The sequence below is a fragment of the Bradyrhizobium sp. CFUWI genome (assembly GCF_056429085.1).
Genome location: NZ_JBWJZE010000003.1, coordinates 75,585 through 101,462, shown reverse-complemented (window position 1 = coordinate 101,462; position 25,878 = coordinate 75,585). Strand labels below are relative to the sequence as shown.

Sequence of the window (25,878 nt, the reverse complement as noted above, 5' to 3'; positions counted from 1 at the left end):
GCGGCTCGCAACGACCTCTTGATTCGCAAGAGGTCTCGGCCGCTCATATGGAACATCGAAGGGGCGCTTTCAAGGCAGGCTCGCGCGAAATGGCGATTGCGGTGCAGAAATAGTTATGCCGGAAATTTAGCCAGAGCTGACATTTTGCTCAAAAAATAACCAGACTGCCGCTTTGGCATACATTTCAGTTGCTCAAGTTTTGAGCGATCGCTTCGTTGCGAGACTTGGTTTTCAGGCAATTATTTTAGTAGAATCAATAAGTTGATTGGTGTTCAGCCCATGGCATGGTTCTTGCGAATCCGTTAATCGCAGGCGGCCGTGGGGCCGTTTCGCAGCGTTTTTCACGTCTGCGTCAGGGAGATGAAGACACTCATGCTTAACAAATCAACTCACGATATAGCGGCGTCATTTAGCCGCCGCGGCGTGCTCGCCGCGACCGCCGGACTGGTGCTCGGTCTGGCTTCATTGACTGGCGCGAAGGCCGCGGACGACACCATCAAGGTCGGCGTGCTGCACTCTCTGTCCGGCACCATGGCCATCAGCGAAACCACGCTGAAGGACACCATCCTCTTCCTGATCGACGAGCAGAACAAGAAGGGCGGCGTTCTCGGCAAGAAGCTCGAAGCCGTCGTCGTCGACCCCGCGTCGAACTGGCCGCTGTTCGCCGAAAAGGCGCGCGAGCTGATCACCAAGGACAAGGTCTCGGTCGTGTTCGGCTGCTGGACCTCGGTGTCGCGCAAGTCGGTGCTTCCGGTGTTCAAGGAGCTCAACAGCATCCTGTTCTACCCCGTGCAATACGAGGGTGAGGAGAGCGAGCGCAACGTGTTCTACACGGGGGCCGCGCCGAACCAGCAGGCGATTCCCGCCGTCGACTACCTCATGAAGGAAGAGAAGGTGAAGCGCTGGGTGCTCGCGGGCACCGACTACGTCTATCCGCGTACCACTAACAAGATCCTGGAAGCCTATCTGAAGTCGAAGGGTGTCGCCCAGGAAGACATCATGATCAACTATACGCCGTTCGGTCACTCCGACTGGCAGACGATCGTGGCCGATATCAAGAAGTTCGGCTCGGCCGGCAAGAAGACCGCGGTGGTCTCGACCATCAACGGCGACGCCAACGTTCCCTTCTACAAGGAGCTCGGCAACCAGGGCATCAAGGCCAAGGACATCCCGGTGGTGGCGTTCTCGGTGGGTGAGGAAGAGCTCGCCGGCATCGACACCAAGCCGCTGGTCGGTCATCTCGCCGCCTGGAATTACTTCCAGTCGATCAAGTCGCCGGAGAACGAGAAGTTCATCAAGGCGTGGCAGGCCTACACCAAGAATCCGAAGCGCGTGACCAACGATCCGATGGAAGCGCACGTGATCGGCTTCGACATGTGGGTCAAGGCGGTCGAGAAGGCGAAGTCGACCGATCCCGACAAGGTGATCGACGCTCTCCCAGGCATCGAAGCCAAGAACCTGACCGGCGGCACCTCCAAGATGCTCCCGAACCACCATATCACCAAGCCGGTGTTCATCGGCGAGATCAAGGGCAACGGCCAGTTCGACGTGGTCTGGAAGACGCCGAGCCTCGTCGCGGGCGATGCCTGGTCGAAGGAGCTCGACGGCTCCAAGGACCTGATCGGCGACTGGGTCGGCAAGAAGTGCGGCAATTTCAACACCAAGACCAACAAGTGCCTCGGCTCGGGCTCCTGATCCCGATCTGACACTGCATTGCACGATCGGAGAAGGCGGCGATCCCGCCGCCTTCTCCACCCATTTGTGCCGGGGTCATTCACAGTGCCAGCCTATTTGTCCGCGCGCCTCTGCTCGCTTGCGCTCTCATTGTTGCTGATTGCGTTTGCGCTGCCGGCCTTCGCCGGTCCGTTCGAGGACGGAGTCGCCAAATTCGCCAATGACGATTTCTCCGACACCGAAGAGGCGATCGGCGCAGTTGCGAGCAGCGGCAACAAGCTGGCCTTTCCCATCATCAGCGCGCTCCAGGACGGCCGGTTGATGGCCGATCCGGACAGCAAGAAGGTTTACGTCACCGGCACCGACGGCAAGTCGATCGATGCCGCGACCGGCGAGGCGGTGGCCAGCGTTCCCGATAGTGCGAGCGCGGTGCGCCTCAACAACCGTCTGCGCCGCAGCGTCGATGCCGCGCTCGGCGGCCTGACGCTGCAGTCGCCGGATGTCGGAACGCGCCTGCAGGCTGCGCAATCGGTCTTCAAGTCGCATGAGGAGACGGCGCTCGATGCGGTCGATGCCGCGCTCGCCAAGGAAAGCAACAGAGCCGTCAAGACGGCCCTCGGCGAGGCTCGCGCGGCCATCCTGCTGTTCAAGTCCGATGCGACCGAGGTCGAGAAGCTCGAGGCCGTGACCACGCTGAAGGCGCGCGGCGACCAGGAAGCGCTGGCGCTGCTCACCGGCATGGGCGACCAGCCGGCGTCGGTAACGAAGGCCGCCGCGAGCGCGATCGGCTCGATCCAGAGCTCGCTGGCGGTCTGGTCCATGGTGCAGAACGCCTGGTACGGCCTCTCGCTCGGCTCGGTGTTGCTGCTCGCCGCGATCGGGCTCGCCATCACGTTCGGCGTGATGGGCGTGATCAACATGGCGCATGGCGAGATGGTGATGCTCGGGGCCTACACCACCTTCGTGGTGCAGGAGGTGATCCGCACCCGCTATCCCGGCCTGTTCGACTATTCGCTGTTGATCGCCGTGCCGCTCGCCTTCCTCGTCGCCGGCGCGATCGGCGTCTTGATCGAGCGCAGCATCATCCGCTTCCTCTACGGCCGTCCGCTGGAGACGCTGCTGGCGACCTGGGGCCTGTCGCTGGTGCTGCAGCAGGCGGTGCGAACGATGTTCGGCCCGACCAACCGCGAGGTCGGCAACCCCTCCTGGATGAGCGGCGCGTTCGAGCTCGGCCAGATCACCATCACCTATAACCGGCTCTGGATCCTCGTCTTCACGCTCGCCGTGTTCGCGATCCTGCTCGCGATGCTGCGCTACACCGCGCTCGGCCTCGAGATGCGCGCAGTGACGCAGAATCGCCGCATGGCGGCCTCGATGGGCATTGCGACATCGCGCGTCGATGCGCTGACCTTCGGCCTCGGTTCGGGCATCGCCGGCATCGCCGGCGTGGCGCTGTCGCAGATCGACAATGTCAGCCCCAATCTCGGCCAGAGCTACATCATCGACAGCTTCATGGTCGTGGTGTTCGGCGGGGTCGGCAATCTCTGGGGCACGCTGGTCGGCGCCTTCACGCTCGGCATCGCCAACAAGTTCCTGGAGCCGGTCGCCGGCGCCGTGCTCGGCAAGATCGCCATCCTGGTTCTGATCATCCTGTTCATTCAAAAGCGCCCGCGCGGCTTGTTCGCGCTCAAGGGCCGCGCGGTGGAAGCATGACCCCTCACATGCTGACGCGATCGCTGGACCGCAGCGCGACGATCTTCCTCGCCGTCGTCGCGGCCTGCGGCATCCTCATCCCGCTCTCCAACCTGCTGCTGCCCGCGGGCTCGTTCCTGCAGGTGCCGACCTATCTCGTCGCGCTCTGGGGAAAATATGTCTGCTACGCCATTCTGGCGCTCTCGATCGACCTGATCTGGGGCTATTGCGGCATCCTCTCGCTCGGTCACGGCGCCTTCTTCGCGCTCGGTGGCTACGCCATGGGCATGTACCTGATGCGGCAGATCGGCACCCGCGGTGTCTACGGCAATCCGGTCCTGCCCGATTTCATGGTGTTCCTGAACTGGGAGAAGCTGCCGTGGTACTGGTACGGCTTTGACATGTTCTGGTTCGCGGCGCTGATGGTGCTGGTGGTGCCGGGGCTGCTCGCCTTCTGCTTCGGCTGGCTCGCGTTCCGCTCCCGCGTCACCGGCGTGTACCTGTCGATCATCACGCAGGCGATGACCTATGCGCTGCTGCTCGCCTTCTTCCGCAACGATTTCGGCTTCGGCGGCAATAACGGCCTGACCGATTTCAAGGACATCCTCGGCTTCAACGTGCAGGCCGAAGGGACGCGTGCCGCCTTGTTTGCCTTGAGCTGCCTGGCGTTGATCGCCGGCTTCCTGATCTGCCGCGCCATCGTCTCGTCGAAGCTCGGCAAGGTGCTGATCGCGGTGCGCGATGCGGAATCGCGCACGCGCTTCCTCGGCTACCGGGTCGAATCCTACAAGCTGTTCGTGTTCACGGTGTCGGCCTGCATGGCCGGCGTCGCCGGCGCGCTCTACGTGCCGCAGGTCGGCATCATCAATCCATCCGAGTTCGCGCCGGGCAATTCGATCGAGGCGGTGATCTGGGTCGCGGTCGGCGGCCGCGGCACGCTGGTCGGCGCCGCGCTCGGCGCCGTCGTCGTCAACTATGCAAAAACGTTCTTCACCTCCGGCATGCTGGCGCCGTACTGGCTGTTCATGCTGGGGGCGCTGTTCATCCTGGTGACGCTGCTGCTGCCGAAGGGCATCGTCGGCACCTTCAACGCCTGGTGGGCCCAGTCCAAGGAAAAGCGCACCGCCGCGACCTCCGTGAGTGCTGCGGCCGAGGACGGCGTCACCGAACCCAAGATGGCGGAGTAGCGCGATGAACGTCATGGACAACCGCGCCACGTCCGCGATGCTCTATCTCGACGGCGTGCACGTCTCGTTCGACGGCTTCCACGCCATCAACAATCTGTCGCTGACGCTCGAGCCCGGCGAGATGCGCGCCATCATCGGCCCGAACGGCGCCGGCAAGACCACGATGATGGACATCATCACCGGCAAGACCAAGCCCGACGAGGGCACCGTGCTGTTCGACGGCGTCACCGACCTGACCCGGCTCGACGAGACGCGCATTGCCGAGCTCGGCATCGGCCGGAAATTCCAGAAGCCGACCGTGTTCGAGAGCCAGACCGTGCAGGACAATCTCCTGCTCGCGCTCAACGTCGACCACAGCGTCAAGGCCACGCTGTTCTGGCGCGGCAGCAAGGCGGAAGCCGAGCGCATCGACAAGGTGCTGGAGACGATCCGCCTCACCGAGGCCCGCAACCGCCTTGCCGGCAGCCTCAGCCACGGCCAGAAGCAGTGGCTCGAGATCGGCATGCTGCTGGCGCAGGATCCGAAGCTGCTTCTCGTCGACGAGCCCGTCGCGGGGATGACCGACGTCGAGACGCATCTGACCGCCGAGCTGCTGAAAGAGATCAACAAGACCCATACCGTGATGGTCGTCGAGCACGACATGACGTTCGTGCGCGAACTCGGCGTCAAGGTCACCTGCCTGCATGAAGGCACCGTGCTGGCGGAGGGAACCATCGACCAGGTTTCGTCCAACGAGCGGGTCATCGAAGTCTATCTGGGACGCTGAGCGATGCTTGAGGTCAAGGACATCAACCTGTTCTACGGCGCCGCGCAGGCGCTGCGCGGCGTCTCCATCTCGGCCGAGCCGGGCAAGGTGACCTGCGTGCTCGGGCGCAACGGCGTCGGCAAGACCTCGCTGCTGCGCGCCATGGTCGGGCAATATCCGATCTCCTCGGGTGCGATCGTGTTTGACGGCAGCGACATCACGGCTCTGAAACCCTACGAGCGCGCCCGCAAGGGCATCGGCTTCGTGCCGCAGGGCCGCGAGATCTTCCCGCTGCTGACGGTCGAGGAAAACCTCAAGACCGGTTTCGGCCCGCTCAAGCGCGAGGACAAGCACATTCCGGACGACGTGTTCTCGCTGTTTCCGGTGCTGCAATCGATGCTGGGCCGGCGCGGCGGCGATCTCTCCGGCGGCCAGCAGCAGCAGCTCGCGATCGGCCGTGCGCTGGTGATGCGGCCAAAACTGTTGCTGCTCGACGAGCCGACCGAGGGCATCCAGCCCTCGATCATCAAGGATATCGGCCGCGCCATCTCCTACCTGCGCAACCTCGGCAACATCGCCATCGTGCTGGTCGAACAATATCTCGACTTTGCCTGCGAACTCGGCGACAGTTTCGCGGTGATGGATCGCGGCGCGGTGAAATTCACCTGCGACCGCGCCAATCTCGACGCGAGCGAGATCAGCCGCCAGATGGCGCTGTAGACCAACCTGCCGCGACCGGCTGGGGAGACGGATGCGCAGCGACGCTTTGGCGACATCTTCTGTGTTCGAGGCCAACCGCGCCCGCGGCGCCGTGCGCTTCGAGGTACACGCCCGCGAGGGCGTGACGCGGCGCGGCACCTTGCATGAATCGGGCTCGCTCCGCGTCCGCTTTCCCTCGCCGGAAGATCAGGGGCTGTCCGGCGTGTTCGTCAACACGGCCGGCGGCGTTGCCGGCGGCGACAATTTCGATATCGACGTCACGGCGGGCCAAGGCTCGCGCCTGACCTTGACCACCGCGGCCGCCGAAAAGGTCTATCGCGCACCGGGCCCGGCAGCGCAGCTCAACATCGCTTTGCAGGTCGGTGCGGAGGCGCATTTGTCCTGGCTGCCGCAGGAAACCATCCTCTTCGACCGGGCCCGGGTGCAGCGCCGTTTCGACATCGCGCTCGACGAGGCCGCCTCGCTCCTGCTCTGCGAGATCGTCGTGTTCGGCCGCACCGCCATGGGCGAGCGGATGGAGCAGGGCGAGTTCGTCGACCGCTGGCGGCTGAGGCGTGGCGGCCGGCTGGTGTTCGCCGAGACGGTCCGGCTCGACGGCAACATCGGCGCAAAGCTCGCACGATCGGCAATTGCCAAAGGCGGCGCCGCGATCGGTACGGCCCTGATCGTGCCCGGCGACGAGGCCCTGGTCGAGCGCATTCGCGAAGCGTCGGAATCTTTCGCCGGCGAGGTTGGAATCTCGGCCTGGAATGGCGTTGCAATGGCGCGGTTCTGTGCCCAAGATGCGGCGCGTTTGCGCGCCGATATGATGGCTGTGTTGGCGCGCACCGGCGCGGCCCTGCCGCGGCTCTGGCTGAATTGACTGGCCGAATTGACGAATTGAACGGAAGAGATTCTGCATGAACCTGTCTCCCCGCGAAAAGGACAAGCTTCTGATCTCGATGGCGGCGATCGTGGCGCGCCGCAGGCTGGATCGCGGCGTCAAGCTCAACCATCCCGAGGCGATCGCCATCATCTCCGATTTCATCCTCGAAGGCGCGCGCGACGGCCGCACCGTGGCCGAGCTGATGCAATCCGGCGCGCAGGTTTTGACCCGCGACCAGGTAATGCCGGGCATTCCGGAGATGATCCACGACATCCAGGTCGAGGCGACCTTTCCTGACGGCACCAAGCTCGTCACCGTGCACGAGCCGATCCGGTAGTTTTGAATTCGTCATTCCGGGGCGCCCGAAGGGGCGAACCCGGAATCCAGAGGTTTTGGTTTCGAGATTCCGGGTTCTCGCTGCGCGAGCCCCGGAATGACCAGGAGGATAGAATGATTCCCGGCGAACTCTTCATCCAGGACGGCGAGATCGAGCTCAATGCCGGCCGCAAGACAGTCACGCTGACGGTGGCCAATACCGGCGACCGCCCGATCCAGGTCGGCTCGCACTACCATTTCTTCGAGACCAACCCGGCGCTGAAATTCGACCGCAAGAAGGCCCGCGGCATGCGCCTCGACATTGCCGCCGGCACCGCCGTCCGCTTCGAGCCCGGCCAGACCCGCGACGTGCAACTCGTCGCCATGGCCGGCAAGAAGACGATCTACGGCTTCCGCGGCGACGTCATGGGGAAGCTGTGACCTCCACAGGAACGAGCGCGGCGCGGCACGGTTGAGGCGAGTGCAGTGATCGACAGGAGCACGCCGGTCAGGCTCCCTCCCCCCTTGCGGGGGAGGGTTGGGGAGAGGGGTATGCCACACGACGAGGTCCCTCAGTTCCAGAGAATCCGCGCCAAACGACTGAGGCGTGGGATGACTCGCGCCGAGACGCGCAAGGGGGGAGGGAACCCGTCCAGCGATGCGTCCCTCACGTACCGTGAGAACGGGTCCAACGGTGTCGAGGAGGCCTGATCATGCTGTCCCCCATCCGCCTCGTCTCCGAAGCTGCCGACCTCGCCGCGCAGCGCCACAACGGCATGGCGCGCAAGGGGCGCGGCAACGAGCCTTACGTCAATCATCTCGCGGAGGTCGCGAACCTGCTCACGATCGCGACGGATGGCACCGATGCCGAGCTGGTTGCCGCCGGATGGCTGCATGACACGATCGAGGACACCGACACCACGCGCAAGGAGCTTGCGCAGAAATTCTCGGAGCGGGTCGCGTCGCTCGTCGCCGAGTGCACCGATGACATGAGCCTGCCCAAGGCCGAGCGGCGGCGGCTTCAGGTGCTCGAAGCACCGAAGAAATCCTCCGGCGCCAAGCTGATCAAGATCGCCGACAAGATCAGCAATATCGGTGCGCGCATTCAAACCGATCCGAGTGCCGAGGAGCGCGAGGATCTCGCCGACTACGTCGCGTGGGCCACGCAGGTCGTGGCGGGTTGCCGCGGCGGCAATGCGTGGCTCGACGAAAGATTCGATGATGCCGTGAAGGCAGCGAAGGCGCTGCTATGACCCACCAGACATTCCAACGCAAACGGGGCTCGTGATGTCCGTCAAAATCAAACGTTCCGTCTATGCCGACATGTTCGGCCCGACCACCGGCGACAGGGTGTGGCTGGCCGACACCGACCTCATCATCGAGGTCGAGAAGGATTTCACCACCTATGGCGAGGAGGTGAAGTTCGGCGGCGGCAAGGTGATCCGCGACGGCATGGGCCAGTCGCAGGTGACCAACAAGCAGGGCGCGGCCGACACGGTCATCACCAATGCGCTGATCGTCGACCATTGGGGCATCGTGAAGGCCGACGTCGCCATCAAGGACGGCATGATCGCAGGCATCGGCAAGGCCGGCAATCCCGACATCCAGCCGGGCGTCACCATCATCATTGGTCCCGGGACCGACGTGATCGCGGGTGAAGGCAAGATCCTCACGGCCGGCGGCTTCGACAGCCACATCCATTTCATCTGCCCGCAGCAGATCGAGCACGCGCTGATGTCGGGCGTCACCTCGATGCTGGGCGGCGGCACCGGTCCCTCGCACGGCACCTTCGCCACCACCTGCACGCCGGGGCCCTGGCACATCGCGCGGATGATCCAGTCGTTCGACGCCTTCCCGGTCAATCTCGGCATTTCCGGCAAGGGTAACGCCTCGCGGCCCGCAGCCCTGGTCGAGATGATCAAGGCCGGCGCATGCGCGCTGAAGCTGCACGAGGACTGGGGCACGACGCCGGCTGCGATCGACAATTGCCTGTCGGTCGCCGACGCTCACGACATCCAGGTGATGATCCACACCGACACGCTGAACGAGTCCGGCTTCGTCGAGGACACCATCAAGGCGTTCAAGGGCCGCACCATCCACGCGTTCCACACCGAAGGCGCCGGCGGCGGTCACGCCCCCGATATCATCAAGGTCGCCGGCCTGAAGAACGTGCTGCCGTCCTCGACCAACCCGACGCGCCCCTTCACCCGCAACACCATCGACGAGCATCTCGATATGCTGATGGTGTGCCACCATCTCGATCCCTCGATCGCGGAAGACCTGGCATTTGCCGAAAGCCGCATCCGCAAGGAGACCATCGCCGCGGAGGACATCCTGCACGATCTCGGCGCGCTCTCGATGATGTCCTCGGACTCGCAGGCGATGGGCCGTCTCGGCGAGGTCATCATCCGGACCTGGCAGACCGCCGACAAGATGAAGAAGCAGCGCGGCTCCCTGCCGCAGGACAAGGGCAAGGACAACGACAACTTTCGCGTCAAGCGCTACATCGCCAAATACACGATCAATCCCGCCATCGCCCACGGCGTGTCGAAGCTGATCGGCTCGGTGGAGAAGGGCAAGCTCGCCGACCTCGTGCTGTGGTCGCCGGCTTTCTTCGGCGTCAAGCCGGACTGCATCGTCAAGGGCGGCACGATCGTCGCGGCTCCCATGGGCGATCCCAACGCATCGATCCCGACGCCGCAGCCGGTGCACTACCAGCCGATGTTCGGCGCCTTCGGCAAGGCGCGTACGGTGTCATCGGTGGTATTCACCTCGAAAGCCGCGATCACCGGTGGTCTGGCGCGAAGGCTCGGCATCGAAAAGAAGCTCTATGCCGTCCAGAACACCCGCGGCAAGATCTCGAAAAAGAGCATGATCCACAACGACGCCACGCCCAACATCGAGGTCGATCCGGAGACCTACGAGGTGCGTGCCGACGGCGAGCTGCTCACCTGTGCACCCGCCGAGGTGCTGCCCATGGCACAGCGTTATTTCATGTACTGAAATAGCGCCTCAACGCATGTCCCCGGCGGGTGTCCGGGGACGGCTTTTGCCGTTTTGCGTTCGATCCCGCCTGGTCTAATGTCCGCCCGGTATTGAACCCTAGAAGAAAAGCCGGGAGGATTCCTCGTGATCTACGTCGTTGCCACCCTGACCATCAAGCCCGAAACGCGCGCCGAATTCATTGCAGCCGCCACCGCCTGCATCAAGGAGACGCGGAAGGAGCCCGGCAATATCGCCTACGATCTGCACGAGAGCGTCACCGATCCTGCCAAGATGGTGTTCGTCGAGCAGTGGGAGAACGCCGAGGCGCTGGTGCCGCACCGTGGCATGGAGCATATGAAGACGTTCGGCCGCGTCGCGGTGAAATGCTTCACGGCGCCGCCGAAGATCGAGGTGATCACGCCCGAGAAGGTCGAGACACGGTAACGAGGTAGAGCATGATCCGGGCGACGCAGGTTAAGGGGCAGCACCGCTTCACGGAAGCGCCGGCGGACACGGTCGTGCTCGATTTCGACGATCGGCACCGCCGCCGCATGGCGATGACAGGCACGCGGGGGCTCGAATTCCTGCTCGACCTCGAGCACGCCACGGCGCTGCGCGGCGGCGACGCGCTGGTGCTCGAGGACGGCCGGTTGGTCGAAGTGGTCGCGGCGCCCGAGCCGCTGCTGGAAATCCGCGGCCGCGATCCGCATCACCTCATTCGGGTCGGCTGGCATCTCGGCAATCGCCATCTGCCGACCCAGATCATGGCGAAAGCCTTGCGCATTCGCCGCGATCACGTCATCGAGGCCATGGTGAAGGGCCTCGGCGCGCGCGTGATCGAGATCGAAGCCCCGTTCGATCCCGAAGGCGGCGCCTATGCAGATGCCGGTCATGCGCATGGACACGACGACCACGCGCATCACGATCACGGGCACCATCATGATCATGGCCACGATCACCATGATCACCACGGCCATGATCACCCCGACCATCGTGGTCATGCCGCACATGACCACGGTCACGATCATCATCACCATGACGAGCATTGCGACCATCCCGACCATCATCACGGCCACAAGCATGCTCATGACCACAAATGAGCCGATCAGCGCCGGTGGCCTCGACGAGGGCGAGGCGGCGGCGCTGTATCGGCTGATGACCTGGCTGTCGCCGGCATTCCCGGTCGGCGGCTTTTCCTATTCCAGCGGCATCGAATGGGCGGTGGAGGCGGGCGATATCGTCGATATTGCAACGCTGGCCGACTGGCTCGACGCGATGCTCGGTGACGGTTCCGGCTTTTGCGACGCGACGTTTCTGGTCCACGCCTATCGCGCGGCGGAGGCGGGCGACCAGGCCGTTTTGAACGATATCGCCGAGCTTGCCGCGGCCTTCGTGCCCTCGCGTGAGCGGCAGCTGGAGACGAGCTCGCAAGGCCGTGCCTTCATCGACATCACCCGTGCCGCGTGGAATGCCGACGGGCTGGATGCCATGGTTGCAGCATGCCGCACGCCGATGGTCTATCCTGTCGCCGTCGGCGTCGTCGCAGCTCAGCACGGCGTTCCGCTGGCGCCGACGCTGCACGCGTTCCTGCATGCGCTGGTCTCGAACTGGATTTCTGCGGCCAGCCGGCTCATTCCGCTCGGCCAGACCGACAGCCAGCGCGTGCTGGTGAGGCTGGAAGCCGCCGTGACCGCGACTGCCGATCGCGCGCTGAACGCGACATTGGACGATCTTGGCAGCGCGACCTTCCGCGCCGATCTCGCCAGCCTGCGCCACGAGACACAATATACGCGGCTGTTCCGGTCGTGAGAGCGCGGCGTCTTTAACCCCCATCGAGAGAGAGCGAGTTGCATGTCGAAATCTCACGGCCCCTTGCGTGTCGGCGTCGGCGGTCCGGTCGGATCGGGCAAGACCCAGCTGATGGACCTGCTCTGCAAGGCCATGCGCGAGCGCTATGACATCGCCGCGATCACCAACGACATCTACACCAAATGGGATGCGGAATTCCTGGTGCGTTCGGGCTCGCTGACGCCGGACCGCATCGCCGGTGTCGAGACCGGCGGCTGTCCGCACACCGCGATTCGCGAAGATGCCTCGATGAATCTGGCTGCTGTCGCGGACATGCGCGCCAAATTTCCCGGGCTCGATCTCGTGCTGATCGAGTCCGGCGGCGACAATCTCGCTGCCACTTTTTCCCCGGAGCTGGCCGACCTCACCATTTATGTGATCGACGTCGCCGCCGGGGACAAGATCCCCTCCAAGGGCGGCCCCGGCATCACCCGGTCCGATCTTCTGGTCATCAACAAGATCGACCTCGCCCCCCATGTCGGCGCCTCCCTGGAGAAGATGGACACGGACGCCAGGCGCATGCGCGGCGAGCGTCCTTTCGTCATGACCAACCTGAAGAAGAGCCAGGGGCTCGAGCGCATCGTCGACTTCATTGAAGCCAAGGGCGGCTTGAACCGGGCTGGCTGACGGCGCGACCACTTGGCGCACGCGTTTTTCGCCGTTAACCTTGGGGTCGAGCCGCAACTACGGAACAAATTTCGGACACGGCGATTGGTTACCTCCGGCGCCCCGGGCAATCCATCCTGGCCGGACCATCGGCCGGGCCGATTAAGCTTGTCAGGCGACCTACGTTGCGTACCGATGTCTCCTCCTTCATTATCTCTGCCACTGGGGTCCACCCTGTTTCGGCACATGGCCGTTCGAGCGGCGTTCATATGCTCCCTGTTCGTTGCCGACCTCCCGCTTTGGCCTGAGTAGTCGCGTGGTCCGGCTGGGTTTCATCATCGGTTTCATCGCACTGCTTGGAGCCCTGCTCTCCGGGCTTGCAGCCTATCGCGTCCACGACCAGGAACTGGCGCTGGACCGGATCGCGCTCGCGCGCGCGATCGACGTTCATGCCAGCCTGGTCCAGGACCGGCTCACCGAGCGCGAACTGCTCGCGCGCGTCGCCTCAGGCCTGTTCCGCAGGCCGTCCGTGATCAAGCCGAACATGCTGGAGCCGCTGCGCTCGGCCATCTACGCCTTCAAGACGGATTTCGTGGTGGCCGGCTGGATCGGCCGGCTGAAGCCGGACGAGCTGACCGCGGCGCAGGAGGCCATTGAGGGCGCCGGCTTCCCGAATCCGAAAATCCGCAGCTATGACGACAAGCCGATCAATCCGGCCGAGATCACCGCGCCGATCGACGTGCTGCTGGATCTCGAGCCGCGCAGCGACGAGACCAAGGCTCTGCCGGGCCGCAGTTACGACCAGGATCCGGTTCACAGCGCCATGCTGACGCGCGCCCGGACCGAGAAAAAGTCGGTGGCTTCGGACCCGCTTCCGCTGCTGCACGGACACGGGCCCGTCGGCGTCATCGTGGCTGCGCCCGTCATTCCCGAAGGGGCGACCGAGCCGGCCGGTTTCATCACGTTCTCCTACGAGCTGGCCTCGCTGATGTTGACCAACGACGACATGTCGTTGTTCTCGGTCGCGCTCAGGGATCCACGCAAGGAAGGCGGCGAGCTGATCGCCAACGACCAAGGCGTGGTCTCGACGCGCAGCGTGGCGGCGGACGGACCGGCGCCGTCGGCGATGCGCACGGTGAGCTTCGGTGGCCGTGATTGGCAGCTCGGCTATTACGCCAAGACCAACTCGGTGCGCCGTGCCGAGCAGACCGCGATCATCGTGGCGGCCATCGGCTTTGCGATCACTGCGATGGTGTGCGGCCTGTTCGGCTATGTTGCCTACAACAATCTGCGGCTCAGTCGGGAAATCCAGGTCAGAATCGGCTTCGAGCGCCGGCTGACCGCGGTGATCGACGAGCTCAACCACCGGGTCAAGAACATCCTGGCGGTGATCCAGTCGATCGTGACGCGCACCTTGCGCCATGGCGCGGACATCGACGTCGCCCGCGAGCTCCTGATCGGGCGCATCCACGCCATGTCGAACGTGGTCTCGCTGCTCAGCGAGAGCCAGTGGCAGGGCGTGAAGCTGAAGGGCCTGTTCGAGGCGCGTGCCATCCCGCATGCCGACCGCATCGCCGTCACCGGTCCCGATATCGCGGTCAGCGCGCGCGCGGCGCAGAGCCTGTCGCTGCTGTTCTTCGAGCTCGCCTCGCATTCCGACGAAGGCCTGTCGCTGGTTGGAAAGCATCCGCACATCACCGCGAACTGGACGGTGACGGGCGAGGGGAGCGAGGAGATCTTCCATTTTCGCTGGGAGGAGTTCAACACCAGCGAGGCGACCCGCCGCCCCGATTCCGATTTCGGCCTGATCCTGCTCGACCGTGTCGCCCCCGAGGCGCTCGGCGGCACCGCCAAGCGCTATTTCACCGACGTCTCCTACGTCTATGAGCTGACCGCGCCGATGGAGACGGTGGTCGACATGTCCGAACGCGATCGCACGGACAAGATCTCGGCTCCGGTGCGGCCTGCCCGCGGCTAAAGCATGATCCGGAAAAGTGCGCAGCGGTTTTCCGAAAAGATCATGCTTAAACAACAACCTAAAGCGCGATGACGATTCATCCTAATCGCATCGCGCTTTAGGCTTTCGGCCGCAAGACCAGATCGACCAGATTGCGCGCGTAGTCAGGTGTGATCGGCGCGATGCCGAAGACGTAGCGGTAGAACAGGCTGCCGTAGATCGCGTCGTAGAGATCCTCGGCCGGGCCTTCGGCCAGGATGCTGCCGTCGTTCTGGCCCGCCGCGATCATCTCCACCAGCGCGTCGCGACGGAATTGCAGATAGCGGGCGTAGAACAGTTCGGCCGAGCCGGTCTTGGAAATGCATTCGGAGATGACGGCGAGTTGCACCTTGCCGAACTCGCCCTGGAGCGCCTCGGCATAGGCCGCGGCATGACGGCGCGCGCGCGCCGCGGGGCTGCCGGAGCTCGCCGGGGGCAGCGGCAGCATCTGCGCGGCATGTCGAAGAAAGGCGTCGATCAAGAGCGCCTCGCGCGACGGCCACCATTTGTAGATCGTCATCTTGGAGACGCCGGAGTGGCGGGCGACGGCGTCGATGGTGGTGGCCGCAAGGCCGGTGGACGCCATCAGCGCATAGGCGCTTTCGAGAATGGCGTTGCTGGTCTCGATCGATCGCGGTCGGCCGCGCCGGGGGGCGCTGTCGGCCCCGTCACCCCCCGCCATTCGCCGTCACCACGCCCGGTCTCCTCGCGCACCCGCTCCAGCTTCGGGATAGCGCAGCCGCGGCGGCCGGCCTAGGAAAATCGCGTCGCGCTAGGCCTGCTGCCGCAAGGCCTTGGGCAGATCCTGCCACTTCGACCAGGCGACGTAATAGGCCACCGCGGTCATCGCGGCGAATCCGGCGAGGCTCACCAAGATCTGCATCGCGACCAGATTGGCGCTGGTGATCAGGATGAGATGCCCGGCAAAGGACAGGAACACTCCGACGCAGAACACGGCAAGCCATTCCTCGCCGCATCTGATGACCGCCTGGAGCGGCTTCAAATTCAGGCCGGGGTGATCGGCCGGAACGAGATGAGTCGCGAGGAAGGCGAGTGCGAGGAAGTGAACCACGCGATAGGGCGCGAGGTTTTCCTTGTCGGTCGGCGCGATGCTGTTGAGGAGAAGGTCCGGCAAGTAATGGGACAATTGCGGCGAATGGCGCAGCAAGGTGACGGCCATCGCGAATACCAGATAGGTCCCGGCGAGTATCCGTAGCCAAGGCATGTCGCGTAGCGCGCGCCCCGATGCGCCTGTCACGGCGAACCAGCCTCCGAGCACCATCAGCATCTGCCAGCAGAGCGGATTGAAGGTCCATTCCTGATCCGGATAGACCCGAAAATTCCAGTCGAACCAGCGCGCGGCAAGATACAGCGCGATCGATGCCGCCAGCGTCACGTTCGGCCGCCGCAACAGGCCCCACAGGGCGAAGGGAAAGAAAGCCATCAGCGGGATCATCAATTGCAGGAGGTCGAGGTTCAGCGGCTCCTCCTGGAGCACGAGGCCGCGGACCAGGATGCGCAGCGGGTGATCGAGGATCCCCGAGATGTTGTATTCGTGGATGATTTCCGGCGCCATCGACTGCTTGGCGACGTAGGCGATGGTATCGATGTAAAGCACGAACAGCACGACATAGGCGGCATAGAGCCGCCAGACGCGATGGAAGATGCGCGTTGCGGCGACGAGATAGCCGCGCTCCAGTGCCATCCGGCCGTGGGTGACCGCGACGCCATAACCGACCACGAATACGAACAGGTCGGCGGCGCCGCTGAAGCCGAAGTTGCGCAGCGTCAGCAGGTTGATGATGTTGTTCGGGATGTGGTCGACGAAAATCGACCAGTTGGCGATGCCGAGCGTCAAATACAGCCTGGCGTCATGACGGAATGCGGCAAGGTTTGCCTGGACGGACGGTTTCATTGAGTAAATTAGCTTTGAGAATCAGGTTGACGCTTTTAGCGGCAACCGGCTGCCCATCCGAGTAGCGTTTGCGTGAGTGATGGTCGGGCGCTCAAAATCATGCAAAATCGGGCGAACAAATGCCGCCGCGGGCCCGCGCGCGTCTTGCGACGAAACTTTCTTGACGTGGTCCCGTGCTTACTCGGCCGGTTCGGCCGATACCTCGTCGGGCATGCCGGCGCGGCTCGCGAGGATGCCGAGGGCGACACCGCCGATCGCCAGGATCGGCAACAGCCGCTTGACGCCGATGGCGCGAACGATCTGGAGCCCGGTGGCGAGCAGCATGGGATCCGCGAGCATGCTCGAGGCCGCCGACTTCGCGGCGCGCTCGGCCGCGATCTGGGCTTGCTTGCGCAGCTCGCGCTTGTAGGCCCAGTAGCTCACTGCTGCGGCCAGGGTCAGGAGGAAGAAAACGCCGGCCCCCGCGAGGCAGGCTTGCACCGGACCATATGTGTTGAGCACGGAGATGAATGCCGCCGCGCACAGGAAGCACGTGGTGATGAACAGCGCGAACGCCGCGCCTGCGGCCAGGGAGGTCAGCCGCACAGTCGTGCCCGTGGATGCGCTGATCCCGTCGATGATGCGCTGAAACATGGCCCTTGCTCCTCAAATCCCCACAAGCCTATCCGTCCACAAGCCGGCATCGGCGGCGCGGTCGCGCCGCCGTTCCAATGCCCCCTCGCGCATTCTACCGGCGCCAGGCGGCGCCGATCAGGAAGCCGATCCCGAGCGCGAGTCCGACGGTCACGAGCGGCCGCTGCGTGATCGCGTCTTCGAGCGTCTCTTCGATCGATCCGTAGGCCTCCTGGGCCGCGTCCATCATTGCACTGCCGCGCTCCGACATGTCGTCCATCGCGGTGTCGACATTCTCGCGCGCCTGGCGGTAACCGCGGCGGGCCTGCTTGCTGGTGGAATTGGCAAAGGTGTTGAGCGCGTCGGTGATCTGGTCGGTAAGGGCGGCGATATCGCTTTTCACGGCTGCTACATCCTTTTCGAGGCGTTCTCTGGTGGCTTTGTCGGTCCAGTCTTTCATCCCGGCTTCGGCACTGGTCGTGGACATCGGGAGCTCCGAACTGTTGACGGCTGCGATAGCCGGAAAACGTTTCGTCACCGGGGAAGTTCCGTTCGCGGAAACCGGTCAGTCCTGCGGCAGCTGCGGCGAATCCGCCGGCAGCAGGTGCTCCTTGAGGATCAGCGCGACGATCAGGAGCGGCGACGACAGGAACGCGCCCATCGGGCCCCACATCCAGGTCCAGAATGCCAGCGCGAGCAGGACTGCAAGTGCATTCAGCGCGAGCCGCCTGCCGATGATGGTCGGGGTGATGAAGTGCCCTTCCAGAAAGGTAAGCCCGCCGAAGGCCAGTGCCGCCATCAGGCCGCCGCCGATGGTCGGGAAGGCAACCAACCCGACCAGGACCAGCACCACGAACATCGCCACCGGCCCGATGATCGGGATGAAGTTGAGCGTTGCTGCGAGCGCACCGAGCCCGGCTGGATTGGGCATGCCGGTGAGCGCGCAGATGAGACCGGTGGCGACGCCGACGCCGACGTTGATGAGGGTCACGGTCAGGAGATAATTGCCGAGATGCTCCTCGATCTCGTTGAGAATCCGGAGCGTGCGAAGCCGCGCGTCATGATCTCCGAAGTTCATGATCATGGCGCGCCGCAGGTCGCGCCAGCTGGCGATGAACAGGATCAGGGTGACGAAGAAAAGCAGGAATTCGGTGAAGGTCGGTGACAGGAATTCCAGCGTCGGCTGCACCCACTCGACCTTCGGCATATGGAAGCTCGGCAACCCTTCGGAGCCGCCGAGCATGGCTTGCATCTCTCGCCACAGCGAAAGCGGCCGGTCGAACACGTGCAGCTTGTCCTTCAGTCGCGCGCCGAGCTCCGGCAGGCGCGTGCTCCACTCGAATACCGGCGAGGCGATCAGCGCCACGACGAAGGCGACCACTGCGGTCCCGACGACCACGATCAGAACGGCACCAACCGCGCGCGGGACCTTGTACCGCTCCAGGAAGCCCGCCGCGGGCGACAGCATGGTGCCGGTGACGAACGCCATCACCACAGGCAGGAAGAATGCCCTTCCGACGTAGAGCACGGTGACGACGGCAATCAGCAGCAGGCCTGCGAGCGCAAAGGCGACGAACTCGGTGCGGCGGATCACCGGCGGCAGCTCGACACGGCTGTCGGGAAGCGGGTCGCCTGCGCTGTTGCCGGGAATCAAACTTTCACTCGGAAGGACGCGCACAATCTCTCTCCCGCACGGAAGCCTCGCACCGCGCGCCCATTAGTGTCGAATAATGCGCGAGCCGTACGCCGGTTCCATCGCGGCTTCGTGAAGCGGTGCTCGCTTGACTGTGACAAGGATGCCGCGCGCCGCGCTGGAACTTGCGCCGCCCCCGCGGAGTTCAAGGGAAGGCGCATCACCCTGGTGCACACATCCCACGGGGCAGCACATGACAAAGCTCTCTGCAGTCCGTCGCAGCTCTTCGCCGCGCGTCGTCACCGCATTCGCCATCGCAACCGTTCTGCTCGGGGTGCCGTTCGGCGGCGCGAGCGCACAGACGTTCGGTTATAGCCCGATGCAGCTGCAATCGTACCCGCAGGATCAAGGCTACTCGCAGGGTTACGTCAACGAGGCGCCGCAGGCGGCCGACGACGAAGATGCCCAGCTGCCCGATCGCCTGCGCAGGCAGATCGTCGGCTTCGACCGCAGCGAGCCGGCCGGCACCATCGTGATCGACACCAATAATACCTATCTCTACTACGTGCTCGGCAACGGCCGCGCCATTCGCTATGGCGTCGGCGTCGGCCGCGAAGGCTTTACCTGGTCCGGCGTGCAGAACGTCAGCCGCAAGGCGGAGTGGCCGGACTGGCATCCGCCGGCCGAGATGATCGCGCGTCAGCCTTATCTGCCGCGCTTCGTCGCCGGCGGCCCCGGTAACCCGCTCGGGGCACGTGCGATGTATCTCGGCTCCAGCCAATACCGCATCCACGGCACCAACGATCCCTCCACGATCGGCAAGTTCGTCTCCTCCGGCTGCATCCGCATGACCAACGAGGACGTCATCGACCTGTTCAGCCGCGTCAATGTCGGCGCCAAGGTCGTGGTGCTGCCGAAGAATGCGCCGCTGATGGCCAGGGGCGGCGACCCCGTGCGCAAGCGTCCGGCCGCGACGACGACGCTGCCTTCGGGCAGGCACGCGCTGAATATCTCGGCGTCCTCGGCGGTGAATTAGGGCTTGAGCGAGGTGACATGAGCAGAGGTATGAACGGCAAGCTGGCTGCCGGTCTGGCAATCCTGGTGATTGCCGCCGCCGGCGTGGCTCAGACACCGTCGGCGCATGCGGAAGATTTCTTCTCGGCCCTGTTCGGCGGCTTCCGGATGCGGCCGCCGCCCGAGATCCGGATGCCGTTCCCGAACGACGACATGCCGCGCTATGACGCACCGCGCCAGCGCGCCTTCTATGGTGGCGGCACAGCCTATTGCGTGCGCGCTTGCGATGGCCGCTACTTCCCGGCGCAAGGCAATGATGCCGAGAGCAAGGCGCAATCCTGCAAGAGCTTCTGCCCGGCGTCCGAGACCTCGCTGGTCTATGGCGGCAACATCGACGACGCCACCACCGACAAGGGAAAATCCTATTCCGAGTTGCCCAATGCGTACCGCTATCGCAACGAGATCGTCTCCGGCTGCACCTGCAACGGCAAGGATTCCGTCGGGCTGGCGCAGGTCAAGGTCGAGGACGATCCGACGCTGCGCAAGGGCGACATCGTCGCCGGCGCCGATGGTCTCGTGGTCGCCAGCCGCAACGCCAACGACCGCCGCGGCGTCGCGATGAACTTCTCGCCGCTGCCGGACTCGGTGCGCGCCAGATTTCGCCAGGTGCCGGTTGTGGCGAAGGAGTAGGCGGGACGGTGGCGCGCCGAAGCCTGGCGCCGCTCCAGCACGGTGGCGATCGGCGCGGCGATTTCGTTGACCTCGCCGATGATGCGGTGGATCGCGCCGAAGCTAGCGGGGATGTGCATATTTTCTAGAAATTACAACGGGTTGCACAGATGGAACCAGCGCAAGGGTCAGGCGTTAGGATACTGGTCGCAATTTGCCTGAAGGGGGTCTCGCGATGCTGGTGGGCGTGCTCGTCACTTTTCTCGTCGTCATTCTCGTCCTTTATCTCATCAACATGCTGCCGATGGATGGTCGCGCCAAGCAGATTGCGCGCGTGGTCGTCATCATCATCGGCATCGTGTCCTTGTTGAAATATCTCGCGGTATTCTAGCCAAGGTATCGTAGCCCGGATGAGCGGAGCGATATCCGGGAAGGCGCAACAAAGGTCCCGGATATCGCTTCGCTCATCCGGGCTACACCTCAAAACAAAAGCCCCGGCGTGAGCCGGGGCTTCGTTTGCGTCCGCTTCAGTGCAGCGATTTGAGCCAGTCGTCGACGTCCTGCCGAACCTGGTCCTTGGCCTTGCCGTAGCGTTCCTGGAGCCGGCCCTCGAGCTGCTCGCGGCGGCCCTCGATCAAGCTGAGGTCGTCGTCAGTGAGCTTGCCCCATTTCTCCTTGGCCGAGCCCTTGAACTGCTTCCAGTTTCCTTCGATCCGATTCCAGTCCATGACCATCTCCCGTGGGGTTGATGGCCTGACAACGCGGGCGCCGCGCGGCCTGTTCCGCGGCCCGCCGCGACGTTTCGCCCGACAAAAAAGCCCCGGCGAGGCCGGGGCTTTTGACGCTTCTGTGACTTCGCTCAGCCGCGCGCCTTGTTATCCAAGAGCCTTTTATCCAAGAGCCTTGTTATCCAAGCGCCTTGGCCTCGCGGCGGCGCGCGGTGAGGATGTATTCGGTGTAGCCGTTCGGCTGCTCGCGCCCCTTGAAGATGAGGTCGCATGCGGCTTTGAAGGCGACGCCGTCGAAGGCGGGCGCCATCGGCCTGTAGATCGGATCGCCGGCGTTCTGCTTGTCGACGACGACTGCCATGCGCTTCAGCGATTCCATCACCTGCGCCTCGGTGATCACGCCCTGGTGCAGCCAGTTGGCGAGATGCTGGCTGGAGATGCGCAAGGTGGCGCGGTCCTCCATCAGCCCGACATCGTGGATGTCGGGGACCTTGGAGCAGCCGACGCCCTGATCGATCCAGCGCACGACATAACCGAGAATGCCCTGGCAGTTGTTGTCGATCTCCTGCTTGACGTCGTCGGGTGCCCAGTTCGACTTCGACACCGGAATGGTGAGGATGTCCGAGAGCTTTGCGCGCGGCCCGCCCTTGGTGAGCTCCTCCTGCCGCGCGGTCACGTTGACCTGGTGGTAGTGCAGCGCGTGCAGCGTCGCAGCGGTCGGCGAGGGTACCCAGGCGGTGGTGGCGCCGGCCTGCGGATGGCCAAGCTTCTGCGCCAGCATGTCCGCCATCTTATCGGGCGCGGCCCACATGCCCTTGCCGATCTGGGCATGGCCGGGCAGGCCGCAGGTCAGGCCCATGTCGACGTTCCAGTCCTCATAGGCCTTGATCCAGGCCTGCGCCTTCATCTCGTTCTTGCGGATCATCGGGCCCGCTTCCATCGAGGTGTGGATCTCGTCGCCGGTGCGGTCGAGGAAGCCGGTGTTGATGAACATGATGCGCTTGGAGGCGCGCTGGATGCAGGCCTTGAGGTTGACGGTGGTGCGCCGCTCCTCGTCCATGATGCCGACCTTGAGCGTGTTCTCGGGCAGGCCCAGCATCTTCTCGACGCGGTCGAAGATCTCGCAGGTCAGCGACACCTCGTCCGGGCCGTGCATCTTCGGCTTGACGATATAGGCCGAGCCGGTGCGGCTGTTCTTGACCTTGGAATTGCCCTTGAGGTCGTGGATGGCGAGCAGGCCGGAGACGGCGGCATCGAGCAGGCCTTCCGGAATCTCCTCGCCCTTCTCGTCCAGCACCGCGTCGGTGAACATGTGGTGACCGCAATTGCGCATCAACAGCAGGCTGCGGCCGTGCAGCTTGAGCTCACCCTTGCCGTCGGGCGTCTTGTACAGGCGGTCGGCGTTGAGCGAGCGCGTCAGCGTCTTGCCGCCCTTCTCGAAGTCGGCCGACAGCGTGCCGTTCATCAGGCCCAGCGTGTTGCGGTAGACCAGCACCTTGTCCTCGGCGTCGACAGCAGCAACTGAGTCCTCCATGTCGAGGATGGTGGAGACCGCAGCCTCCATGATCATGTCGGCGACGCCGGCCGGATCGTCCTTGCCGATCGCGCTGCTGCGGTCGATCCTGACCTCGACATGCAGGCCGTTGTTGACGAGCAGCACCGCGCTCGGGGAAGCCGCATCGCCCTGGAAGCCGGCGAACTGCGCGGCGTTCTTCAGCGCGGTGGCGTTGCCGCTCTTCAGCTTCACCGCGAGCTGGCCCGCGACGACGCTGTAGGCGGTGACGTCGGTGTGGCTGCCGGTCGCTAGCGGCACGGCGGTGTCGAGGAACGCCTTGGCCTTGGCGATCACCTTGTCGCCGCGCGCCTTGTTGTAGCCTTTGCCGCCTTCGGACGGATCGTGCGGGATCGCGTCGGTGCCGTAGAAGGCGTCATAGAGCGAGCCCCAGCGCGCATTTGCAGCGTTCAGCGCATAGCGTGCATTGGTCAGCGGCACGACGAGCTGCGGGCCGCAGATCTTGCCGATCTCCTCGTCGACATTCGCGGTCTCGACCGTCTGGGTCGCCGGCTCCGGGACGAGATAGCCGATCTCCTTCAGGAAGGCGGTATAGGCGTTGAGGTCGAAAGCCTTGCCCTTGTTGGCGCGGTGCCAGTCGTCGATCTTGGCCTGCAGCGTGTCGCGGACCGCGAGCAGCGCACGGTTCTTCGGCCCCAGGTCCCTGACGATGGCGGCAAGTCCGGCCCAGAACGCATCCGGTGCGATCCCCGTTTTCGGGGCCGCTTCCTTGGCGATGAAATCAAACAGGACAGGGGCGATCTTCAATCCGTGGGCATCGACGCGTTTCATGATGGGCTTTCTTGTTGGAAATGGCTGTTTTTGGCTGCTTTTGACCCGACAGCAGCAAAATGCGCCCACCAGGGGCGGCTTTCGGGGCCCTATTAGCCCCAAAACCGGGGCGGTGAGAAGACCCCAAGGGGTTTGTCAAAATGTCAAGAAGGTCGGTGGTATGCCGCGTTTGACGAACCGATCGAGCCCCGCTTCACGCCGCGCGCGCAACTGCGCTCCCTCCCCCCTTGCGGGGGAGGGCGGGGGAGAGGGGTGGCCCAGGAAAAGGTGTGTGGGAATGACGTTGGAATCAGCGGGAGAGAGTGCCCGTGTGAACCCCTCTCCCTAACCCTCCCCCGCAAGGGGGGAGGGAATGCACTGTCTGCGTGGTGACAGGGAGCGCGCCAACAAACAGCTTACGCTTCAAATATTCGCGGCGAGGTCTAGGGCCTCGTCGAACAGCACGCCTGTCCTCTTCAGCATCTGCTCGATCTCATCCGCCGCTTCCGCAACCGTCCGCTTCGAGGTGTCAATCACCAGCTCGGCCGCTTGCGGCGCCTCGTAGTCGTTGCCGATGCCGGTGAACGAGGCCAGCGCGCCGGCGCGCGCCTTCTTGTAATGGCCCTTGGGATCGCGCTCCTCGCATACTTGGGCAGGCGTCGCGACGTGGATCTCGCGGAAGACGGTGTCGGCGATGCGGCGCGCGGTCGCGCGGTCCTCGCGGGCCGGCGAGACCGCGGCGACGATGGCGATATGGCCGTTACGCGCCAGATGCGTCGCGACTTCCGCGAGGCGGCGGATGTTCTCGCTGCGGTCCGCGACAGAGAAGCCGAGATCGCTGTTGAGGCCGGCGCGCAGCGTGTCGCCGTCGAGCAGGATCGGCGAGCCGCCATTGCTGAACAGCCGCCGCTCCAGTGCCTTGGCGAGCGTCGACTTGCCGGAAGCGGGCAGGCCGGTGAGCCAGACCACGGCACCATTGTGCTGATAGCGCGCGGAGCGTTCGTCGGGACGCAGGGCCGATTCCACCGGCACGATGTCGACCGGCACGGCGCGCTGGCCGGCATCGACCGACAGCACCAGGCCGCCGCCGGCGATGCGTCCGGAGATCTCGATCACGAGCCGCCCGGTGCGCGGATTCTCGGTGTAGGGATCGGTGGCAATCGAATTCGATAGAGAAATATCGATCTCGCCGACATGGTTGCGGCCGATCGCCTTGTTCTCGGTGCTCGACAGCTCGCCCGGATCGACCGCCTTCTCGATCGCCACCACGGTGGCGCGGCTTTCCTTGGGCCCGCAGCGAACCAGCAGCTGGTCGCCCTTGGCGAGCGGCTTGTCGTGCAGCCAGAAGATGCGCGCGCGCAGCCGCCGCGTCTCGCGCGGGGCGCTGCCGGCATGCGCGACGATGTCGCCGCGCTCGATGAACAATTCGCGGTCGAGCGTGATGCCGACCGAACGGCCGGCGCCTTGCCGGCCGGTGACCGGCGTCACCGGCCAGCTCTCGACCGTCCTGATCTTGGCGATCTTGCCGGCCGGCATGATCACGATCTCGTCGCCGGCCTTGAGGCTGCCGGACTCGATGCGGCCGGCCACGATGCGGCGGTCGTCGAACTTGTAGATCGCCTGCACCGGCAGGCGCAGCGCCAGCGCTTCCAGCGCCCGCGCCGGCTCGAGCCTGTCAAGCGCCTCGACCACGGTCGGGCCCTTGTACCAGCCGATCCGGTCGGTCCGCTCGGCGACGCCGTCGCCGTCGCGGGCGGAAATCGGAATCACCGCGGTAGGCGTCACGCCGAGGCCGCTCAGATGCGCGGAAATCTCGTCGCTGATCTCCTTGAAGCGATCGGCGGAAAAGTCGACGCGGTCCATCTTGTTGACGACGATCGCGACCTGCTTCACGCCGAGCAGATGCAGCAGATAACCGTGCCGTCGCGTCTGGTCGCGCACGCCTTCCAGCGCGTCGATGATCAGCACCGCGCCGTCGGCCTGCGAGGCGCCGGTGATCATGTTGCGCAGGAATTCGGCGTGGCCGGGCGCGTCGATCAGCACGATGTCGCGCGAATTGGTGCGGAAGCGAATCTGCGTGGTGTCGATGGTGATGCCCTGGTCGCGCTCCGTCTGCAGCGCATCGAGCAGGAACGACCATTCGAACGGCATGCCGCGCCGCGCGCTGACGGCTTTCAGCATGTCCAGCTTGCCGTCGGGCAGGCTGCCGGTCTCGTGCAAGAGGCGGCCGACCAGCGTCGACTTGCCGTGGTCGACATGGCCGACGATGACGATGCGCACTTGCGGACGGGTGGTGCCGTTCGGGGTCGCAGGCGAAGCGGGGGTGACGAGCATGTTCATGACCGCGATGC

26 protein-coding genes are annotated in these 25,878 nt (G+C 64.5%); 18 read left to right on the top strand and 8 right to left on the bottom strand.

The annotated features are described in order from the left end of the window. The first annotated feature begins 372 nt into the window (after positions 1–372). From urtA to AC066S_RS07750, 15 genes are all read left to right on the top strand, one after another. Positions 373–1,695: an urea ABC transporter substrate-binding protein gene (gene urtA, locus AC066S_RS07820; protein WP_126259736.1), complete on the top strand. Its 1,323-nt coding sequence runs from the start codon at positions 373–375 to the stop codon at positions 1,693–1,695. Between the two features lie 84 nt (positions 1,696–1,779). After that, complete coding sequence (gene urtB, locus AC066S_RS07815) at positions 1,780–3,387, top strand: urea ABC transporter permease subunit UrtB (protein ID WP_126259737.1); 1,608 nt, start codon at positions 1,780–1,782, stop codon at positions 3,385–3,387. Beyond that, positions 3,384–4,553 carry an urea ABC transporter permease subunit UrtC gene (urtC, locus tag AC066S_RS07810; protein WP_126259738.1) on the top strand — a complete coding sequence of 390 codons (1,170 nt, stop codon included), beginning with the start codon at positions 3,384–3,386 and terminating at the stop codon, positions 4,551–4,553. Before urtB ends, urtC begins: the two co-directional genes overlap by 4 nt. Before the next feature lie 4 nt (positions 4,554–4,557). Then, positions 4,558–5,319 carry an urea ABC transporter ATP-binding protein UrtD gene (gene urtD / locus AC066S_RS07805; protein ID WP_126259739.1) on the top strand — a complete coding sequence of 254 codons (762 nt, stop codon included), beginning with the start codon at positions 4,558–4,560 and terminating at the stop codon, positions 5,317–5,319. A gap of 3 nt (positions 5,320–5,322) precedes the next feature. Beyond that, positions 5,323–6,018: an urea ABC transporter ATP-binding subunit UrtE gene (gene urtE / locus AC066S_RS07800; protein ID WP_135170989.1), complete on the top strand. Its 696-nt coding sequence runs from the start codon at positions 5,323–5,325 to the stop codon at positions 6,016–6,018. 31 nt (positions 6,019–6,049) lie between these two features. Next, positions 6,050–6,880, top strand: a complete 831-nt coding sequence (locus AC066S_RS07795; protein WP_478269363.1) for an urease accessory protein UreD — start codon at positions 6,050–6,052, stop codon at positions 6,878–6,880. 37 nt (positions 6,881–6,917) lie between these two features. After that, complete coding sequence (locus tag AC066S_RS07790; RefSeq protein WP_007605424.1) at positions 6,918–7,220, top strand: urease subunit gamma; 303 nt, start codon at positions 6,918–6,920, stop codon at positions 7,218–7,220. A gap of 113 nt (positions 7,221–7,333) precedes the next feature. Next, complete coding sequence (locus AC066S_RS07785) at positions 7,334–7,639, top strand: urease subunit beta (RefSeq protein WP_026202067.1); 306 nt, start codon at positions 7,334–7,336, stop codon at positions 7,637–7,639. Between the two features lie 272 nt (positions 7,640–7,911). Next, the gene (locus AC066S_RS07780) at positions 7,912–8,451 is read left to right on the top strand and encodes an HD domain-containing protein (RefSeq protein WP_478269362.1); all 540 of its coding nucleotides are present in this window, start codon (positions 7,912–7,914) and stop codon (positions 8,449–8,451) included. 34 nt (positions 8,452–8,485) lie between these two features. Beyond that, positions 8,486–10,201 carry an urease subunit alpha gene (ureC, locus tag AC066S_RS07775; RefSeq protein WP_478269361.1) on the top strand — a complete coding sequence of 572 codons (1,716 nt, stop codon included), beginning with the start codon at positions 8,486–8,488 and terminating at the stop codon, positions 10,199–10,201. Between the two features lie 126 nt (positions 10,202–10,327). Further along, positions 10,328–10,627, top strand: a complete 300-nt coding sequence (locus AC066S_RS07770) for a putative quinol monooxygenase (protein ID WP_018318764.1) — start codon at positions 10,328–10,330, stop codon at positions 10,625–10,627. A gap of 11 nt (positions 10,628–10,638) precedes the next feature. Continuing rightward, positions 10,639–11,283 (top strand): urease accessory protein UreE, encoded by a 645-nt coding sequence (locus tag AC066S_RS07765; protein ID WP_126259744.1) that lies wholly within the window; start codon positions 10,639–10,641, stop codon positions 11,281–11,283. Beyond that, positions 11,264–11,992 carry an urease accessory protein UreF gene (locus tag AC066S_RS07760; protein WP_126259811.1) on the top strand — a complete coding sequence of 243 codons (729 nt, stop codon included), beginning with the start codon at positions 11,264–11,266 and terminating at the stop codon, positions 11,990–11,992. Before AC066S_RS07765 ends, AC066S_RS07760 begins: the two co-directional genes overlap by 20 nt. A 42-nt stretch (positions 11,993–12,034) precedes the next feature. Beyond that, positions 12,035–12,658: an urease accessory protein UreG gene (gene ureG, locus AC066S_RS07755; RefSeq protein WP_126259745.1), complete on the top strand. Its 624-nt coding sequence runs from the start codon at positions 12,035–12,037 to the stop codon at positions 12,656–12,658. A 295-nt stretch (positions 12,659–12,953) separates the two neighbouring features. Then, positions 12,954–14,615, top strand: a complete 1,662-nt coding sequence (locus AC066S_RS07750) for a CHASE domain-containing protein (RefSeq protein ID WP_135170984.1) — start codon at positions 12,954–12,956, stop codon at positions 14,613–14,615. Between the two features lie 97 nt (positions 14,616–14,712). Here the strand turns inward: AC066S_RS07750 and AC066S_RS07745 are convergent, their stop codons facing one another. From AC066S_RS07745 to AC066S_RS07725, 5 genes are all read right to left on the bottom strand, one after another. Continuing rightward, positions 14,713–15,315: a TetR/AcrR family transcriptional regulator gene (locus AC066S_RS07745; RefSeq protein WP_478269360.1), complete on the bottom strand. Its 603-nt coding sequence runs from the start codon at positions 15,313–15,315 to the stop codon at positions 14,713–14,715. A gap of 90 nt (positions 15,316–15,405) precedes the next feature. Continuing rightward, entirely contained in the window at positions 15,406–16,548 is a 1,143-nt protein-coding gene (locus AC066S_RS07740; protein ID WP_478269359.1) for an OpgC domain-containing protein, read from the bottom strand. A gap of 177 nt (positions 16,549–16,725) precedes the next feature. After that, positions 16,726–17,181 (bottom strand): hypothetical protein, encoded by a 456-nt coding sequence (locus AC066S_RS07735; protein WP_135166576.1) that lies wholly within the window; start codon positions 17,179–17,181, stop codon positions 16,726–16,728. 94 nt (positions 17,182–17,275) lie between these two features. After that, complete coding sequence (locus tag AC066S_RS07730; RefSeq protein ID WP_135166575.1) at positions 17,276–17,647, bottom strand: ElaB/YgaM/YqjD family protein; 372 nt, start codon at positions 17,645–17,647, stop codon at positions 17,276–17,278. Positions 17,648–17,725: 78 nt separating this feature from the next. Continuing rightward, the gene (locus AC066S_RS07725) at positions 17,726–18,838 is read right to left on the bottom strand and encodes an AI-2E family transporter (RefSeq protein WP_126259751.1); all 1,113 of its coding nucleotides are present in this window, start codon (positions 18,836–18,838) and stop codon (positions 17,726–17,728) included. A 208-nt stretch (positions 18,839–19,046) separates the two neighbouring features. Between AC066S_RS07725 and AC066S_RS07720 the strand changes: the two genes are divergently transcribed. The 3 genes from AC066S_RS07720 (at position 19,047) to AC066S_RS07710 (ending at position 20,867) form a co-directional block, all read left to right on the top strand. After that, positions 19,047–19,829, top strand: coding sequence for a L,D-transpeptidase (locus AC066S_RS07720; RefSeq protein WP_478269358.1), 783 nt, complete (start codon positions 19,047–19,049; stop codon positions 19,827–19,829). Between the two features lie 17 nt (positions 19,830–19,846). Next, positions 19,847–20,497, top strand: coding sequence for a DUF2865 domain-containing protein (locus tag AC066S_RS07715; RefSeq protein WP_126259753.1), 651 nt, complete (start codon positions 19,847–19,849; stop codon positions 20,495–20,497). A gap of 214 nt (positions 20,498–20,711) precedes the next feature. Continuing rightward, entirely contained in the window at positions 20,712–20,867 is a 156-nt protein-coding gene (locus tag AC066S_RS07710; RefSeq protein WP_007599832.1) for a Thivi_2564 family membrane protein, read from the top strand. A gap of 136 nt (positions 20,868–21,003) precedes the next feature. Here AC066S_RS07710 and AC066S_RS07705 read toward each other — a convergent pair whose 3' ends face one another. The 3 genes from AC066S_RS07705 to cysC all read right to left on the bottom strand — a co-directional run bounded on the left by AC066S_RS07705 (position 21,004) and on the right by cysC (position 25,867). Next, positions 21,004–21,204 (bottom strand): CsbD family protein, encoded by a 201-nt coding sequence (locus AC066S_RS07705; protein ID WP_164718867.1) that lies wholly within the window; start codon positions 21,202–21,204, stop codon positions 21,004–21,006. A 178-nt stretch (positions 21,205–21,382) separates the two neighbouring features. Then, positions 21,383–23,548: a malate synthase G gene (locus AC066S_RS07700; protein WP_126259755.1), complete on the bottom strand. Its 2,166-nt coding sequence runs from the start codon at positions 23,546–23,548 to the stop codon at positions 21,383–21,385. Between the two features lie 402 nt (positions 23,549–23,950). Beyond that, positions 23,951–25,867, bottom strand: coding sequence for an adenylyl-sulfate kinase (gene cysC / locus AC066S_RS07695; RefSeq protein ID WP_478269357.1), 1,917 nt, complete (start codon positions 25,865–25,867; stop codon positions 23,951–23,953). Between the last annotated feature and the right edge of the window lie 11 nt (positions 25,868–25,878).